Raw genomic sequence first — 1,200 nt, 5'->3', positions numbered from 1 at the left:
AGTTACACGGTTACGTTCACCTGTACGTGTGAAGGCTGCTTCTTGAGTCACAGGAGCTTTCAGAGCTGGACGACCNGCTGTNTNACCATCTGCGTATTCGTACTTNATTGTACGTGATACTTTCTTGTTGAGCTTAGCTGGGTCTGTAATCTTCTCTGTACCTTGACGAAGAGTAACGGTGAAGGTTTGATCCTTCTTATCGTCATTATCGAAGGTCTTAGGTCCCTTGAACTCATCGTTCACAACTTCGTAACCCTTGTCTGTCAATTCTTTCAGACGNGNTGCGTAGTTGGTTGTACCGATTGGCTCACCTGACTTACCGCTTTCGACAACCTTNGTCAATTCCTTATTACCGTCAGTTTGGTCTACGAAGCTGATAATCGCTTTTTGGCCATCCTTCACGTAATTGATTGGTGTNTCCTTNGTTGGATCACTTGGAACTGGTGGTGGGTTGTAACCCTTGCTTGGATCGCTCGGATCTTTCGGTGTCAATGGTGTTGTGCCATCTGGGCCTACTGGTGTAGTGCCTGGTACATGTGGAATCACTGGAAGATCAGTACCTGGTTTACTTGGATCTGTTGGATCGTTTGGATATGGAAGGTTTGGTACTTTTGGAAGTCCGTCTGGTACATTTGGTACGTATGAACCAAGTTTGCTGTACTTAACTGTTTCTTCGCTATCCTTATCATCAGGAGTTACTGTCTTCGCTGCTACATTAGCCTTATCTGCCACGAATCCAGTCACAACTGGTGTAGCTTCTTGGGCCAATTCTTTCGTAGCTGGTGTCCATGCAGTGAAGGTTTCCTTACCAGTTACACGGTTACGTTCACCTGTACGTGTGAAGGCTGCTTCTTGAGTCACAGGAGCTTTCAGAGCTGGACGACCGGCTGTCTCACCATCTGCGTATTCGTACTTGATTGTACGTGATACTTTCTTGTTGAGCTTAGCTGGGTCTGTAATCTTCTCTGTACCTTGACGAAGAGTAACGGTGAAGGTTTGATCCTTCTTATCGTCATTATCGAAGGTCTTAGGTCCTGCGAACTCATCCGTTACAACTTCGTAACCCTTGTCTGTCAATTCTTTCAGACGGGTTGCGTAGTTGGTTGTACCGATTGGCTCACCTGACTTACCGCTTTCGACAACCTTAGTCAATTCCTTATTACCGTCAGTTTGGTCTACGAAGCTGATAATCGCTTTTTG

Annotated in this window: 1 protein-coding gene; it reads right to left on the bottom strand. The window is 45.9% G+C overall.

Features of this window, described 5'->3' with window-relative positions; genetic code table 11:
• Positions 1–1,188 (bottom strand): mucin-binding protein (locus tag D8791_RS10355; RefSeq protein ID WP_446677528.1); only part of this gene is annotated, 1,188 nt, incomplete at its 3' end.
• Between the last annotated feature and the right edge of the window lie 12 nt (positions 1,189–1,200).

The sequence above is a fragment of the Streptococcus cristatus genome, assembly GCF_003943515.1.
GTDB classification, from domain to species: Bacteria; Bacillota; Bacilli; order Lactobacillales; family Streptococcaceae; genus Streptococcus; species Streptococcus cristatus_D.
Note: the sequence above shows the minus strand (reverse complement) of the source record. Positions and strands in the feature narration are given on the sequence as shown.